A 16,696-nucleotide genomic window follows, 5' to 3' on the forward strand; every position below is an offset into this window, starting at 1 on the left:
AGCTAATAGGCTGTGGCTTAAAACTAAAGCCACAGCAAAATAGCTAAAAATAATTAACTTATTTGTATTATTTTGCAACCCAAAATGCAAAAACTTCTAATGACTATCTTCATAGATAGAAAGTCTTTCCTTAATAACGCTGTACTAAAAAATAACCTTTTACTCACTCTGATCAGTTACCGCACCGGTGCTAGCCGAGCTTACCAATCGCGCGTATTTGGCCAGCACACCGCGGGTATAGCGCGGCTCTGGGCGTTGCCAAGCGGCTTGGCGGCGCATTAACTCGTCGTCGGCCACGTGCATTTCGATGGTATCCGCCTCGGCATCGATGGTAATGCGGTCGCCATTTTCCACCAGCGCCAGCGGGCCGCCCTCAAACGCCTCGGGCGATACGTGACCAACCACAAAGCCGTGGCTGCCGCCGGAGAAGCGTCCATCGGTTATCAGTGCAACATCATTACCCAGGCCGCGGCCCATGATCGCGGAAGTAGGTGTGAGCATTTCACGCATGCCGGGGCCGCCTTTGGGGCCTTCGTAGCGGATGACCACAACATCGCCTGCTACGACGGTGCCGTCGTTAATCCGCGCCTGGGCTTCTTCTTCAGAACCAAATACCCGCGCCGTACCAGAGAAGCGCGTACCTTCCTTGCCAGTAATCTTCGCTACTGCACCTTCCGGCGCCAGGTTGCCGTACAGAATCCGCAGATGGCTTTCGGCTTTAATCGGCTTATCCAGCGGCGCGATGATCTGCTGGTCGTCAGGATAAGGCGCAACGTCCGCGAGGTTTTCCGCCAGCGTATTGCCAGTTACCGTTAAGCAGTCGCCATGTAACAGGCCAACGGCTAGCAGGTTTTTCATCAGCGGCTGAATGCCGCCCAGCGCCACAAGCTCACTCATCATGTAGTGGCCGCTGGGACGCAGATCCGCGACTACCGGCACTCGCTTGCCGATCTCGGTAAAGTCTTCAAGCGTCAGCTCAACGCCGATGGTCCGCGCCATACCGATAAGGTGCAGCACCGCATTGGTAGAGCCGCCCAGGGCAATCACCACGGTAATCGCATTCTCAAACGCCTTGCGGGTCATGATGTCCGAAGGCTTGATATCCCGCTCCAGCAGCTCAAGCACCGCCTCGCCTGCCGCTTTACAGTCGTCACGCTTTTCTTGGGAAATCGCGTTTTGCGCGGAGCTGCCCGGCAGGCTCATGCCCAAGGCCTCAATGGCCGACGCCATGGTGTTGGCGGTGTACATACCGCCACACGAACCTGGGCCAGGAATCGCGGTCTCTTCGATATTCTTGAGCTCGATCAGGTCTATATCGCCCCGCGAGTGAGCACCCATGGCCTCGAACACCGAGACGATATCGGTATGTCCTTTGCCCGGCATGATCGTGCCGCCATACACAAATACGCTGGGGCGATTCAAGCGCGCCAGCCCCATCACGCAGCCCGGCATATTCTTATCGCAGCCGCCAATCGCGACCAGACCATCAAAGCCTTCGCAGCCCGCCACGGTCTCGATAGAATCCGCGATCACCTCCCGCGAGACCAGCGAGTACTTCATGCCTTCGGTGCCGTTAGCAATGCCGTCAGAAATGGTGATGGTATTGAAAATAACCCCTTTACCGCCCGCGGCGTCGGCGCCATCGCGGGCCTGTTCGGCAAGCTCACCGATATGGCTGTTGCAGGGAGTCACCATGCTCCAGGTAGAGGCCACGCCTACCTGGGGCTTTTTGAAATCAGCATCGTTAAAGCCTACCGCGCGTAGCATGGCACGGCTGGCGGCTTTACCCACGCCATCCACAACTTGGGCGGAATGGCGTCGAGTATGGTTTGGTGTATCGGTCATTGGGGACTCTCTTGCGTTATTCACGGTTTAAGAAACACAGCTTGAGGGGTTATGCAGCATCTCGCAATACGTTTAACTTATGGCACCATAGTACTTGTCTTAAGTACTCGTCTTAAGTGCTGTGTCTTGAGCACTGTGCCTTATTGCTACTGCCGTGAAGGAAATACCGCTGCATGTCGTCACATTCGCTGCTTGCTAATACATCGTCTCTTACGCCGGGTTTTATGGTGGTGCATGCCAACCGCCTGGAAGACCTGCGCGGGCTGGCGGTGGAGTGGATGCGCCTTCACCCGTTAGGGCCGCTTGAGAACGAGACGATTCTGGTGCAGAGCAACGGCATTGGGCAGTGGTTGAAGCTGGCACTGGCGGAAGACCCGGCACAGGGCGGTGCGGGCATTGCGGCGGCGCTGAACGTTACCCTGCCTGCGCGCTTTTTATGGCAGGCCTACCGCACGGTGTTAACGCATATCACCGGCGACGCTCAGGCGGTGCCTGAAACCTCACCGTTTGATAAATCGCGCCTGGTTTGGCGCTTGCTGCGTTTACTGCCCAGCTTGGCTGAGAAGCCCGCCTTTGCCCCGTTGGCACGCTTTTTGGAAACCGACCGCGACCAGCGCAAGCACTATCAGTTGGCCGAGCGCCTGGCGGACTTATTCGACCAGTACCAGGTGTACCGCGCCGACTGGCTTGAGGCCTGGGCACGGGGCGAAGATGTACTCATTACCGCACGCGGCGAAGCGCGCCCGCTGGATGAACACCAGCGCTGGCAGCCGGAGCTATGGCGCGCCCTGCGCGATGACGTTGCCGCCACCCAGGGCGAGGCCGGGCTTAACAGCAGCCGCGCCCAGGTGCATAGCCGCTTCTTACAGGTCGCCGAACAGCTGGAAGGCCAGGCTTGCCCGCAGGGCTTGCCCAGGCGGCTGATTATTTTTGGTATTTCCTCACTGCCCCAGCAAACGCTGGAAGCTCTGGCCGCGCTTTCGCGCTGCTGCCAGATCGTGCTGTGCGTGCATAACCCCTGCCAGTTTTACTGGGCGGATATCATCGAACACAAAGATTTGCTGCGCGCCAGCCGCTACCGCCAACAGCGCAAAACGGGCATGCCCGAAGCGCTGGACGTACTCGGCGATGGCGATGTAGATAGCGCGCTGCACCTGCACGCCCAGCCGCTGTTGGCGGCGTGGGGCAAACAGGGGCGCGATTACCTGCGCCTGCTGGATGAGCACGATGATTCAGGCAACTACCAAACCCTGTTTGAGCAACAGGCGCTGCGTATTGATATGTTTGAACCGTTCAGCACGCCCGAGCACTCCTGCCTGCTCAGCCAGCTTCAGGATGATATCCGCGAGCTGCGCCCGGTAGCTGAAACTCAGACCATCTGGCCTGCGGTTGATGTAACCCAAGACGACTCGATTGTGTTTCATATCGCCCACGGCCCCCAGCGCGAAGTGGAGATTCTTCACGACCAGCTGTTAGCCGCGTTCAGTGCCGACCCCGAGCTGCGCCCGCGCGATATCATCGTTATGGTGCCGGACATTGACCGCTACGCGCCGCATATTGAAGCGGTATTTGGTCAGTACCGCTCAAGCTACCGCGCGGCTGGCCGCGACGACCCGCGCTATATTCCCTACACGCTTTCAGACCAGGCCAGCCGCCACCGCCTGCCGCTGATGATTGCCCTGGAAAAGTTGCTGCGCCTGCCGGAGCTGCGCCTGTCGGTAAGCGATCTGCTCGATCTACTGGATGTGCCCGCCCTGCGCGCCCGCTTTGGCATTGAAGAGAGTGATTTACCCACCCTGAACCGCTGGATTGAAGGTGCGGGTATCCGCTGGGGGCTAAACGCCCAGCAGCGCATGCAGCTTGATTTACCCCAAGGCTTGAGCCAGAACACTTGGGCGTTTGGCCTGCGCCGTTTGCTGTTGGGTTACACCGTGGGTGTGGCGGATGCGTGGCAGGGGATCGAGCCGTTTGATGACATCGGCGGGCTTGAAGCCTCGCTTGCCGGGCCGCTGGCAACGCTGCTTGAGAAGCTGGAAACCACCTGGGAAGTTTTCTGCAAGCCCACCACTGCCGCCAACTGGGTCATCCGGCTGCGCGAACTGCTGGAAACCTTCTTTCTTACCGACGACGCCGAAGAAAGCGTAATGCTGACCAAGCTGGAAGGCGCGCTTCAGCAGCTTTTTGACAGCACCGAAGAGGCCAAATTGAATGACGATTTGCCGCTTTCCATGGTGCGTGAACACTGGCTCTCGCAAATTGATGAGCACAGCCTTTCTCAGCGCTTTTTAGCCGGGGCAGTCAACTTCGCCACGTTAATGCCGATGCGCGCCATTCCCTTCAAGCGGGTGTGCCTGCTGGGCATGAATGACGGCGAATACCCGCGCTCCCAACCGCCGCTGGATTTTGACCTGATGGGCAGCGACTACCGCCCCGGCGACCGCTCGCGCCGGGAAGATGACCGCTACCTGTTTCTGGAGGCGCTGCTGTCAGCACGCCAGCAGCTCTATATCAGTTGGGTGGGCCGCAGCCAAATTGATAACAACCCCATGCCGCCTTCCGTGCTGGTCGGCCAACTACGCGATCACCTGGCGGCAGGCTGGGTAAGCCAATGCCAGGCTGACGAGCCACTGATTGAAGCGCTGACCACCGAGCATCCACTGCAACCGTTTAGCCATCGCTATTTTACCCAGCCCGGTAGTTCAGCCTCCCAGGCCCGGCTCTTTACCTATGTACACGAATGGCGCGATGCCCACGAACAGCACGCGCTGCTCGCCTCACAAAAGAGCAGCGATAAACAGCAAAGCGCCCTGCTCGAATTTAACCAGGAAGTGCCACTGACGCTTGCCCAGCTAGGCAGCTTTCTGCGCGAACCGGCCAAGGCGTTCTTCAACACCCGCCTGGGCGTGTATTTTGAGCAGGAAGTGCTGACCCAGCTGGACGTGGAACCGTTTGTCCTTAACGGCCTGCAACACTGGCAGTTGCAGGACCAACTGATTGCCGCCCAGCGTCACGCAGTCGATAACGGCGAGCCGCGTGAAGAAGCCATGTTTGCCGCGCTTGAGCGCATCAAGGGCCAAGGCGTGCTAGCGGTAGGCGCTTTTGGCGAGCGCATGAGCGAATCGCTGGCCGAGCCCATGCAAGCGCTGTTTGATGCCTATCGGGAAGCACTTGAAGAGTGGCCCATTGCAGTGGAAGCCCCCCAAGCGGTCGCATTTAACGCCCACGAACTTTCGATTAACGACTGGATTAACGAACTACGCACGGATGAGAACGGCAAGCGCTGCCGCCTGCTGCTGGTGAGTAACAGCTTGATTAGCAATGCGCGTGGCCGTGGGCAGTACCGTTGGCAGCATCTGCTGCGCCCTTGGGTGGCCCACCTGGCTGCCAATGCGGTGTCGCCGATGACCACCCAGCTGCTTTCCAAGGCGGGCCATGCGCGCTTTGAACCGCTAGCAGCGGATACCGCCCAAGGCCATCTAGCGACTATTGTGCAGTGTTGGAAAGCGGGAATGACCCTGCCGCTGCCGTTGGCCCCGCAGGCAGCGTTTGCCTGGCTGAGTAAAGCCGGAACGGTGGACAGCACGGCCGACAGCGACGCCTTTAGCGCAGCAGCAAGCACCTATGAAGGCGGGCGCTTTCAGACCGGCGAAGTCGCGCAAAGCGCCTACCTCGCCCGCCAATGGCCCCACTTTGAAGCGCTATTTAGCGAGGGTCAGGAAGCGGCTAACCCCGCCCTCCGCTTCGCCGCCCTGGCAGATGCCCTTTATCTGCCGCTCTACCGTGCGGTGAAAGAGTAGCACTGCTCGGTAAAGTAGGCGCGCTTCGCTTAATGCGGGTGGTTAACCAGGAGTATTCGATTGGCCAGCGAGATCATTTCAGGGTCGCCAGTGTTCTTTTCGGCCACATCAGAAAGCTTGATGACCGGCAGCCAACCCTGGCCTTCAGGACGCGCCTCGACCATCTTGATCACCATGTTCATGGGCTCCTCGCCCACATCGTTGGTGAAGTTGGTGCCAATACCAAATGCCATGCCGATACGGTCTTTGCAGAAGGCATGAATGCGCTCGATTTTTTCAGGGGTAAGTGCATCGGAAAAGATGATCGTCTTGCTCAGCGGGTCAATGCCCAGGCGCTCATAGTGCGCGATGGTTTGCGAGGCAAAGTCGATAGGGTCGCCGCTATCGTGGCGCACGCCATCAAACAGCTTGGCAAACTTCTTATCGAAGCTGTCGAAAAAGGCTTTTGATGTAAACGTATCGGTTAACGCAATGCCCAGGTCGCCCCGGTACACATCCACCCAATGCTCAAGGGCCAGGCTGTTGGCCATTTTGAAACCAAACCGGGCACCGTGGAACATGAACCACTCATGCGCGTGCGTACCAATCGGCTTCACATCGTGGCGCATCGCCAGCAGCACATTACTGGTACCGGTAAACGACTCGCCGCCGTGATGGCGAAGCGCGCCCACCACGCGGTCGTGAACATTAAATGAGAAACGCCGACGCGTACCAAATTCAGCGATTTTGAGCCCCATGCGTTGGTAAAGCTCGATTTTTTCCTGGGCGCTCTGCTCAATCATCGCATCTGCTTCCGGGGTAATCGTAATACCACGCAGTTGATACCAAAGCTCGCTGATCAGCGCCATCAACGGCACTTCCCAAAGAATGGTGCGATACCACGGGCCTTCAATTACCACGGAAAGGTCCGCCCCCTGCTGCTCGATAATGACCTCGCTGGGGTCATAACGAAACCCGGCCAGAAAATCGAGATAGGTAGGGTCCAGATAAGGGCAGGTCGTTTCGAGATAGCACTTCTCTTCGTCGTTTAAGCGAAGCGCCGCCATATTATCGACTTCGCGGCGTAACGCAGCGCCAAACCCTTCCGGAAAGGCATGCTCGCCACGATTGATAAAAGCGTAACGCGCATGGGCATACGGAAAGCGTTTAATCACGGCATTCTGCATCGTGATTTTGTAAAAGTCGTTATCCAGAAGCGAGGTCAGCATGGAGTCTCATCGTCAGCGTGAACAGAAGCCGCGGTAGCGTAAACAAGATCGCCCCAAGAGTGGCTAGCCGACAAGATTAGCAGGTGACGGCGCCGGCTCCCAGCCCAACCCGCTCGCTTGTGCCTTTTGCTCGCTGCTTTTTGCTCCCTAACGGGCATCGCGATATAGTTCTCCAGCCGCCTCTATTTGCCCCACTCGGGGCGTGTTGTTTTTGTGCCTGCTAGCGCCTGCTCCTGGAGACCAGTGATGAGCCACCCCGCCCCACTCAACCCCTTGAGCTTGCCCTTGCACGGCAGCCGCCTGATCGAGGCCAGCGCCGGTACCGGTAAAACCTTCACCATCGCGCTTTTATACGTGCGCCTGGTATTAGGCGGGCGTAGCAAAGAGGACGACGACGCCTTTATCCGCCCGCTCACGCCGCCCGAAATTCTGGTGGTCACGTTTACCAACGCCGCGACCCAGGAGCTGCGCGAGCGGATTCGTAACCGGCTGGTGGAAGCCGCTGAGGTTTTTCGCAGTGATGAAAACGTAGGCGACAAACTGCTGCTTGAGCTGCGCAGTGAGTACCCACCCTCGGCTTGGCCCGCCTGCGCACGGCGCCTGGCACTGGCTGCCGAGTGGATGGACGAAGCCGCCGTTTCCACCATTCACAGCTGGTGCTACCGCATGCTGCGCGAGCACGCTTTCGATAGCGGCAGCCTGTTTTCACTAAACCTGGAGAACGACCAGCGCGAGCTGGAGCAGGACGTTGTTCGCGACTACTGGCGCACTTTCTACTACTCGTTGGATGGGGACGCGCTGGGCAGCATTGTGAGCTACTGGCAGTCCCCCGACGACCTGCACGCCAGCTTGCAGCGCCTGCTACCCGAATGCGATGCCCTTGGCGAGCAACGCCCGGAGCCGGAGCAAACGCTTACTACCTGCCAGGCCGCCCGCGCCGCCAAGCTCAGCGAGTTAAAAGCCCCCTGGGCTGCCTGGCTGGATGGGCTGGTGCCTGCGCTGGAAGAGGCCGCCAAGCAGAAGGCCTTCAAAGGGCAAAGTTTTAACGCCAAAAGCCGCGCCAACTGGCTGGGGGCGCTGCGCGAATGGTGCACAGGCGACGCTGCCCGCCCCCAGCTTACCGATGCCGCCTGGCGGCGCATGACGCCTGAGGGCATGGCCGATATCTGGAAAGTGGGCACGCCGCCCTGCCCAGCGGTGTGGGAAGCGCTCGCCCACTTGCCCGGCGAGCTTAATGCCCTGCCCGAGCCGCGCAACGACCTGTTAATTCACGCCGTGCAGTGGTGCCGCCAGCGCCTGGAGCGCGAGCAGGAGCGCCGCGCTGAAATGGGTCCCAACGACCTGCTCACACACCTCGACCGCGCCCTGCAAGGCCCCAATAAAGAAGCGCTGGCTGCCCAAATAAAGCGCCAGTTCCCGGTCGCACTGATTGACGAATTTCAGGACACCGACCCAATCCAGTACCGCATTTTTAACGCGGTATATAACGTTGCTACACCGCGCCGCGACAGTGCCGTGATGCTGATTGGCGACCCCAAGCAGGCCATTTACGCCTTCCGTGGCGCGGATATTTTCACCTACCTGAAAGCCCGCCACCACACCGATGGCCGCCACGTTACGCTGGGCACTAACTTTCGCTCAAGTGCGGCGATGGTTAACGCGGTTAACCACTGCTTTAACTACGCCGACAAGCACGAAGCGGGCGCGTTTTTATTTCGTGAACAAGGCGGCGAGAACCCCCTGCCGTTTTTGCCGGTAGATGCCAAAGGCCGCGCCGACCAATTGGTGTTGAACGGCGCGCCGCTGCCCGCCATGACGCTGTGGCAAATGGCGGCTGACGAGCCGCTTTCCAAAACCGCCTACCAGCTTGAAATGGCCGAAGGCTGCGCTTCCCACATGACCGCCCTGCTCGAAGCGGGCCGCAAGCGGCAAGCGGGTTTTAAAACCGAGGGCGAACTTACGCCATTAAAACCTTCCGATATGGCGGTGCTGGTGAACGGCCTGCAGGAAGCTCGCGCTATTCGTTTGGCGCTTGCCAGCCGTGGGGTTAAAAGCGTTTATCTGTCGGATCACGACAAAGTATTCAGCTCATCTATCGCCCAGCAGGTGGAAACCTGCCTACGCGCCTGTGCGGAATCCCAGGCCAATTCACGCCAGGCGGAAGCCAAGCTGCGCGCAGCGCTGGCCACGCCGCTGCTAGGCGTGAGCCTTAGCGAGCTTGATCACCTTAACGAGAGCGAGCTTGCCTGGGAGGCCCGGGTAGAGCAGTTCAGCCGTTACCACCGCCTGTGGCAGCGCCAGGGCGTGCTGCCGCTGGTGCGCAAGCTAATGGTGGACTTCGATATTCCTGCCCGGCTGCTTGCGTTGACCGACGGTGAGCGCTTGCTAACCGATTTGCTTCACCTGGGCGAACTGCTTCAGCAAGCAAGCCAGGAACTGGATGGCGAACACGCGCTGATACGCTTTCTGGCGGAAGCGATTGCCGACCCGGAAAGCCACGGCGACAGCCACAAGCTGCGCCTGGAAAGCGATGCAGACCTGGTCAAGGTCGTGACCATCCATAAATCCAAGGGGCTTGAGTACCCGCTGGTATTTTTACCCTTTATTGCCAACCATCGCCCCACTAAAAAAGGCGATGTGCCGCTGCGCTGGCACGATGGCGAAGGCAATTTACAGCTAAGCCTAAGCGCCGATGCAGAAACGCTCGCCACCGCCGACCGCGAACGATTAGGCGAAGACTTACGCAAGCTTTACGTGGCACTTACCCGCGCCCGCCACGCCACCTGGTTGGGGCTTGCGCCGTTAAAGGAGGGCGAAGGCAGCGCCCTGGGTTACCTGCTTAACGGCGGTAACTACATTGCGCCCAACGAGTTCAGCGAAGCGCTTGCCGCGCTGGTCCATAAAAGCGACATCGCCCTGGAGCCTGCGCCAACACCTACCGCGCTGTGCTTTACGCCCGCCCAGCAGCAAGATGCTTTAGGGCAAGCCCGCACGCCCACACGCCCGGCCCGCGAGCAGTGGTGGATCGCCAGCTACTCGGCGCTGCGCACCACGGGCGGCATCTCAGGGCTGCTATCCACCGCTGCGCCCACGCCGGAACCCACCACGCCCCAGGAAGCCACCACGTTTGAAGTGCTGGATGAACCGCAAGACCTGCTGCAAGGTTCTCCATTAACCGGGCAGCCCACGGCGAGTGTAACCACTCACTCTCCTTTGCCAACTGACAGCGACCAGCCGAGTACAAACGCAAGCCACCTGCACCGTTTCCCTCGCGGCCCCGGCCCTGGCACCTTTCTACACGGCTTGTTGGAATGGGCAGGCCAACTGGGCTTTGCCAAGGCGCTTGAAGACGCCGCCGCCCGTGAAGACACTCTGCGCCGCCGCCTGCAACTGCGCGGTTGGCAAGCGTGGTATGAACCGCTGACAGGCTGGTTTGAGGATTTGCTCGGCACCCAGCTGCCGCTTCCCGGCCAGCAAAGTGCCGTGGCGCTTCAACAGCTAAGCGGTTATCAGGTTGAACTAGAGTTCTGGTTTGCTGCCCATCAGGTAGATACGCAAGCGCTGGATGCGCTGGTTAGCCAGCACTTACTTCCCGGCCTTGCCCGGCCCGCACTGGATGCCGACACCCTCAACGGTATGCTCAAAGGCTTTATTGATTTGGCGTTTGAATTTGATGGGCGTTTTTACGTACTGGACTGGAAATCCAACTACCTGGGTGCGGATGACAGCGCTTATAGTGCCGAGGCACTGAGTGCCGCGCTGCTGGAAAAACGCTACGACCTACAGGCCGCGCTGTACCTGCTGGCGCTGCACCGGCTGTTAAAAGCCCGCCTGCCCGACTACGACCCGCACGTCCATTTGGGCGGCTCATTGACCGTATTTTTGCGCGGCAGCCGTACGCCTGGACGCGGCGTACACCCCGAACCCGCCCCGGTGGCGCTAATTGAAGCGTTGGATGCATTATTTGCAGGCACGGCCAACGGCGCTGGCCTTAAGGAAACGGCATGAAAGATTCACACACCCTGGACCTGTTCGGCGAAAACGAGCCTGCGCCTGCCACACCGCGTAACAGCACAGTAGCACCTGACCACCAACGGCACCCTGCGCTGAACGATACGGGCACTTTAATGGCGCTTTGCGAGCGCTGGGTCGCCAGAGGTTGGCTGCGCGACCTGGACCGCGCGCTGGTCAGCTTCTTCGCCCGCGAGGGAGGCCAGGTGCCGCCGCTGCTTCTGCTGGCCACTGCGCTTGCCAGCCACCAGCTGGGCCGAGGCCATGTGTGCCTGGACTTAAACGCCACGCTGAACGCACCAGACTTCGCCCTTTCGCTACCACCCGAAGGTGATGACCTAAGCGACCCGCCGCCGCTACCCAGCGAGGTATTAGCCACGCTAACGCTTGCCGAGTGGCAGGCCGCGCTTGAGCACCCAACGCTGATCAGCAACGGCCACGGCAACACACCGCTGGTGCGCGCTGACACCCCGCACACCACCCGGCTTTACCTGCGCCGCTACTGGCAGTACGAACAAACTCTGCACCAGGAAATCGCCGCTCGGCTGGCACTAGAAGACGATGCTGCACTAAGCAGCTCTTGTGGGAGCCCAGTTCACTGGTGGTCCGACACATCGGCGAAGGGTGACGCTAGTCACCCCTTACTCCAACAAGCCCTGAACACCCTGTTCCCCGACAACGGCACCCTAGACTGGCAAAAGGTCGCCTGCGCGCTGGCGGCGCGCAGCCACTTTGCGATTATTACCGGCGGCCCCGGCACCGGCAAAACCACCACCGTTGTGCGCCTGCTCGCCCTGCTGCAAACCCTGCAACTGGCCCACTCGCCAACGCAAGCGCTGCGCATTCGCTTAGCCGCCCCCACCGGCAAAGCCGCCGCCCGCCTGAATGAATCCATCGCCGGGCAGGTAAGCCAGTTGCCTACGCAGTCGCTGGCCACTCTGTTGAAACAAAATTCATTGCAGGAGCCCGATTCATTGTGGGAGCCCAATTCATTGGGCGAAGATTCAAGCACTGAACAGCTACAAGCCTCCATCCCCACAGAAGTCACCACCCTGCACCGGCTACTAGGCGCCAGGCCCGACACCCGCCACTTCCGCCACAACCCCAACAATCCGTTGGCGTTGGACGTACTGGTGATCGACGAAGCCTCCATGGTGGATATCGAAATGATGACTGCCGTGTTAAGCGCCCTGCCCGCCCACGCCAAGCTGGTGCTGCTGGGCGATAAAGACCAGCTCGCTTCTGTGGAAGCCGGTGCCGTACTCGGTGATTTATGCCGCCGTGCCGAGGCCGCCCACTACACGCCAGAAACCGCCAAATGGCTTGCCACTCTCACCAGTCACCCGCTGCCCGAAGCGCTAACCTGCCCCAACGGCCAAGCGCTTGACCAGGCAATTACCATGCTGCGAGTAAGCCACCGTTTTGACGCCGCCAGCGGCATTGGTCAGTTGGCCGAGGCGATTAACCAACCGTTAAGCGCCACGCTTAACGAGCGCAATAAACAGAACGCCGTACACAGCGCCCTGCGCGCTGGCTATGCCGACCTACATCATTTGGTGCTGGGTGGTGAAGACGACAACGCCCTGGAGCGTTTAGTCGTCACCGGCTCCCCGGAGCGCTTCCCCAATGCAGGTAAAGGCCGTATGGATAAGAGAAGTAACCAAGAGCTGGCCCCGCCCACCGGCTACCTGCATTACCTGACGACGTTAAAAAAACAGCGCCCAGATGCAACGCTAACGTTTGAAGATAACCGCGCCACCTATAACGCCTGGGCCAGCGATGTACTAAAAGCCTATGGCCACTTCCAACTGCTCTGCGCATTGCGCAAAGGGCCGTGGGGCGTAGAAGGCTTAAACTTGCGCATCGCCAAGGTACTGCGCCGCGAGAAATTACTGAGCGCAAGCGATATCGAGTTGGAAAAAGGCTGGTATGAAGGCCGCCCGGTGCTGGTCACGCAAAACGACTACAGCATGGGGCTAATGAACGGTGATATCGGCATTACACTGACGGTGCCCGACCCGCGCACGTCGGGGCGGTTATTACATCGAGTCGCCTTTCCAACCAGCGACCCGGAGAACTCCATCCGCTGGGTACTGCCTTCCCGCTTACATTCAGTGGAAACCGTGTTCGCGATGACGGTGCACAAATCCCAGGGCTCGGAGTTCTTGCACACGGCGCTGTTGCTACCCCAAACGCCCAACCCTATTCTAACGCGGGAACTGGTGTATACAGGCATTACCCGTGCTCGCGAATGGCTTACCTTGGTGGAAGCCAAACGGGGGATTTTGAATGATGCGGTGGTTAGGGAGGTTATGCGGGTTAGTGGGATGGGGGATTAATTAAATTTTACATCACCGGTTCTAGCATTGTCAGCTAACGGTCAAGAAGGGACGTTTAGCAGACACTTACATAACAATATCAACCACTAGCTACAGCAGGAAGTAAGAAAGTGGCCGAACCCACCCGTAAATTACCTGAATTTCGTAGTGTATCTACGCGAAACCCACCCCTCAATACGTTCATCTTCAATGTCCACTTCTACGAGAAGCCATGCCCGCTCCGAAGAATCCAGCACTACTATAAGTTTTCCCAACGGTAGGTTAGCCATGACTTCAGCTTTCATACTTGGCCCTGATCTGAGCCGCAGAGAGCCACCTGTCACTACGCGGCACCCAGCGAATATCTCCTTCTCTAATTCACTGCTACACCGCGCCAGCTTCTTTGCTTCGCGGGGTGTAGTAACACTTTCGCTGAGAATTGTTCTTTCACTGAATCGTTCCAACGCCATGGTTGCCGCGATGTTCATCAGGAACGGCAAAACGATCCAATAAAAAAGCCAAACTAAAGTGCGGCGACCGCTTTCGGAGAGAGAGAAAAAATCAAGTCTGCCTTGGCCTAAGCGCTTCAGTTCATCCTCTACGGCTGCAAGTTCCTGTGATGCTTCCTCATGATCAAGTTGTTGTCGATTACCGGCATGTTGAGCAATAGCAACAGCTTGACTTATGAGTGCAGGATCGAAGGGCATTCCCGTAAGACGGGGTAATGCACCCATCAAAGAAGAAGATTCCAACCCAAGCAACCCTTGCATAACAGAAAAGTCTTGGAGATCGCGCGCTATCTGAAACGCGGTTGAACCTTGAAACTCTCGAGCCATACGTATCAACGGAGACTCTTGAAGCTCGCACGCCACCTGAGCCGCTGTCGACCCTTGAAACTCCCGAGCAATACTCATCACCGAAGATCCATGAAGCTCACGCGCCACCTGAGCCGCAGTCGACCCTTGAAACTCTCGAGCAATACTCATCACCGAAGATTCGTGAAGCTCACGGGCCACCTGAGCCGCTGTCGACCCTTGAAACTCCCGAGCAATACTCATCACCGAAGATTCATGAAGCTCACGCGCCACCTGAGCCGCAGTCGACCCTTGAAACTCCCGAGCAATACTCATCACCGAAGATTCATGAAGCTCACGTGCCATCTGAGCCACAGTCGACTCTTGAAACTCCCGAGCCATGCGAGTGGCCGGACTGCGCAAAGTGTAATCAGGAAAATTTAGGTAATAAAGCTGATCTTTTAGATCAAAATGCTTGCTAATGACACTAACCTCTTTGTTAATTTCCACTTAATTATTTACACTGCGATGGCGGATATTGCCTAAACAAATAAGTGCTCGACAGTAACCATGCATGCCTGAAAAAAATGAATGTCCGAAGACGCTGCCTTTTCTGTTAAGGCCTCTTGTGGATGTAAGCTAGCGCAGCCATTCAATTAGCATAGATTAACGTCCCCAATAGGCCACCAGTATCTGCTCCCACCAGACAAGGGCGTTTCAAGTAAACTTATGGCAACGGTTGAAAGTTTACGGAATCGCTACAACTTCCCCTTCATTGAACCAGCCGCTGTCCTTAATACTTACTAAAGCTGCTGCGGGATCGGACGACCAAAGCACAAGGGCAAGTGACTCCTCAGCACGGCTGCAAGTAACGTACAATAAGCGCAGTGTTCTATCGATGGTCGTTTCCTTGCCGTTTTCTAGGTTCTCTGTGTCCGTCTTGCTCAGCTTAGTACCGCCAAAAATCTTGTCATAGGAAATCTGATTGCCTCCAGCTAATTTATCGTCCATCACGACCATGACATGAAGGAATTCAGAGCCCTTAACGACTTGGTGGGTTGCCAGTGCTGAATGTCCAGAAAGATAGGAGCGATACTTTTGCAGCTGATTCCAGGGAGAAGCGAACAGTGCGCACCAGCCACGACGCATCCGGTCCTTCTTGGACTCATCTTCACCCCTACCGGGGGCTGGTGGTGAAGGTGATTTATCCATAAAAGCAGATAAAAGACGATCATCAACCCCGAACAGTCTTGCTGTTAAGACAGGTTCAAGCACATCCCCCACAGTCGAAATCGAGTTTTTACAGGCAGCTACAAAACACTCAATAGCTTGAAGCATTTCGTTGGCACGGCATTCTCGCGCAGTCATATCTACTGGCATATCATCGAGAAGACCGTAGCGCCGAAAAACTTCTGTGGCCTTAAACTCATCTACATTACCATCGGCACTAATACATGCTTCTAACTGAGCAAGTTCGTTCAATAAAACTTGTACTGCTGCAGGACCTCTGTTGTCACCGCTACCCGTGGGTGCGGCAGCATTCGGATCAAGCAAGATCATTGCACCAAATGCATCGAGGAACGAGCCTCGCGTTGCAACCAGTTTGTGTTCCAAAGCGAGTAGTTGATACTCCCCCTTGCCCCAGGCAGCTGCATCGCTTGCCTTTCGCATTTGGTCTGAGCACCAGCGTTCGCCATGAACTTTCTCTTCTGAAGTAAGCTTAGTGTCACCGACGTAAAGACGAACAACCCCACCAGTCTTCTCGGTTCTGGAGCACTGCTCCACGCCTTTCGCAGGTTGGGTTCGACCCTCAAGCTTCGCTTCCCAGATTCTGTTAATGAGAGTGACGATTCGACGCTGGCTACGGTGGTTCATCTGCAGCTCGGGCGTCGCCCAGCCCGGAGGAACCAAACTCGGAAGGTCGGAATGCCCGTCAGTATAGATACGCTGCCGATGATCGCCCAGCAGCCCGAGAGTCAGATTAGTACTCCTTAACTCCGCAAGATTCATCAAGGCATCCAGCATACCCTTCATCGTGTCTTGTGACTCATCAATGAGTATAACTGGATGACGATCTTTGAGGATGGTCTGGAGCGTAGGCACATTCTTAAGGAGCCATGCTGTTACATCGAGGACGTGCTTGTGAGCAAGTGCACCGGGGCCATACGTCTCGCGATCCGGATGGTAGATAAACACATTCGTCTCTCTGAACCCTTCTATACCTTTTTTGATTTCATCCAGATCCCGCTGCTTTGCCGCGGTTATTCCTCTTGGTTTCGCTAGAGCTTCCGCCATCTTCTTTTCAAGCCTAGCTTCCTCGAGAGCGATAAGCGCTGTACGGATGTCATCGTTGAATCCGCTGATGAGCTCCCAGCAAAAAGCGTGGATAGTAGAAACAACTACTAAGTCGTTGTTGCCTAGACGCCCTTTAATTACTGAGACAGCATTCTTGGTATATGTGATCACGCGTATCGAGCGCCCATACATCCTCAAGCTCCGCGCAAACCGATTGCCATTCTCATGCTCCAAAACGCCTGTCATCCGACGCAGCACCTCTACTAGCGTACGCGTTTTCCCAGAACCTGCACCGGCAAATAAGAAGTAACTGCGAGGAGTTTCCTCTGTGAGATACCCACAGATTTCTTCGACAACCCCAGCATCTCGGTTGTTGTCAGCAACAGCAGATACCACACTCATATCATCGACTCCTGGATTGGCTCAAG

Annotated in this window: 7 protein-coding genes; 3 read left to right on the forward strand and 4 right to left on the reverse strand. The window is 57.4% G+C overall.

What is annotated here, in order from left to right; genetic code table 11:
• Positions 1–159 precede the first annotated feature (159 nt).
• The gene (ilvD, locus tag ACT3R7_RS08960; protein ID WP_193091611.1) at positions 160–1,845 is read right to left on the reverse strand and encodes a dihydroxy-acid dehydratase; all 1,686 of its coding nucleotides are present in this window, start codon (positions 1,843–1,845) and stop codon (positions 160–162) included.
• A gap of 173 nt (positions 1,846–2,018) precedes the next feature.
• Between ilvD and recC the strand changes: the two genes are divergently transcribed.
• Positions 2,019–5,642 carry an exodeoxyribonuclease V subunit gamma gene (recC, locus tag ACT3R7_RS08965; protein ID WP_193091610.1) on the forward strand — a complete coding sequence of 1,208 codons (3,624 nt, stop codon included), beginning with the start codon at positions 2,019–2,021 and terminating at the stop codon, positions 5,640–5,642.
• A gap of 29 nt (positions 5,643–5,671) precedes the next feature.
• Here recC and pncB read toward each other — a convergent pair whose 3' ends face one another.
• The gene (gene pncB, locus ACT3R7_RS08970) at positions 5,672–6,850 is read right to left on the reverse strand and encodes a nicotinate phosphoribosyltransferase (RefSeq protein ID WP_192538784.1); all 1,179 of its coding nucleotides are present in this window, start codon (positions 6,848–6,850) and stop codon (positions 5,672–5,674) included.
• 246 nt (positions 6,851–7,096) lie between these two features.
• Between pncB and recB the strand changes: the two genes are divergently transcribed.
• Positions 7,097–10,858, forward strand: coding sequence for an exodeoxyribonuclease V subunit beta (gene recB, locus ACT3R7_RS08975; protein WP_193091609.1), 3,762 nt, complete (start codon positions 7,097–7,099; stop codon positions 10,856–10,858).
• Positions 10,855–13,200, forward strand: coding sequence for an exodeoxyribonuclease V subunit alpha (gene recD / locus ACT3R7_RS08980; RefSeq protein ID WP_193091608.1), 2,346 nt, complete (start codon positions 10,855–10,857; stop codon positions 13,198–13,200). Before recB ends, recD begins: the two co-directional genes overlap by 4 nt.
• Positions 13,201–13,331: 131 nt before the next feature.
• Here recD and ACT3R7_RS08985 read toward each other — a convergent pair whose 3' ends face one another.
• On the reverse strand, positions 13,332–14,483 hold the full coding sequence (locus ACT3R7_RS08985) for an SH3 domain-containing protein (protein WP_496199014.1): 1,152 nt from the start codon (positions 14,481–14,483) through the stop codon (positions 13,332–13,334).
• Positions 14,484–14,720: 237 nt separating this feature from the next.
• Positions 14,721–16,670, reverse strand: a complete 1,950-nt coding sequence (locus tag ACT3R7_RS08990; protein ID WP_441675427.1) for a UvrD-helicase domain-containing protein — start codon at positions 16,668–16,670, stop codon at positions 14,721–14,723.
• Positions 16,671–16,696 lie beyond the last annotated feature (26 nt).

Origin of the sequence: Halomonas sp. AOP43-A1-21 (assembly GCF_052376775.1) — a bacterium.
Classification (GTDB): Bacteria; Pseudomonadota; Gammaproteobacteria; order Pseudomonadales; family Halomonadaceae; genus Vreelandella; species Vreelandella colorata.